Annotated in this window: 1 protein-coding gene; it reads right to left on the bottom strand. The window is 47.5% G+C overall.

Going from position 1 to position 280, the window contains the following annotated elements:
* Positions 1 to 280: hypothetical protein (locus tag ADI76_RS10810; protein WP_193390714.1), on the bottom strand; the 280-nt coding region annotated here is incomplete at both ends.

The following is a 280-nucleotide window of genomic DNA, read 5'->3' as shown; positions in this document are numbered from 1 at the left end:
TGATTCTGATGTAGAGGCCGACTCAGAGGCTGATGCTGACTCAGATACAGAAACTGATTCAGACGTTGACACTGATTCTGATACAGAAACCGACTCGGACGTAGACACTGATTCGGATACAGAAACCGATGCAGACGCTGAGACTGATTCAGACGTTGAAACCAACTCAGAGGCTGAAATTGACTCGGATGTTGATACTGATTCAGAGGCTGAAACCGACTCAGACGTCGATACCGATTCAGAGGTTGAGACTGATTCTGATGTAGAGGCCGACTCAGAG

The sequence above is a fragment of the Streptococcus parasanguinis genome (assembly GCF_001074805.1).
Classification (GTDB): domain Bacteria; phylum Bacillota; class Bacilli; order Lactobacillales; family Streptococcaceae; genus Streptococcus; species Streptococcus parasanguinis_A.
The sequence above is the reverse complement of the archived record's forward strand: the minus strand, read 5'-3'. Positions and strand labels throughout refer to the sequence as shown.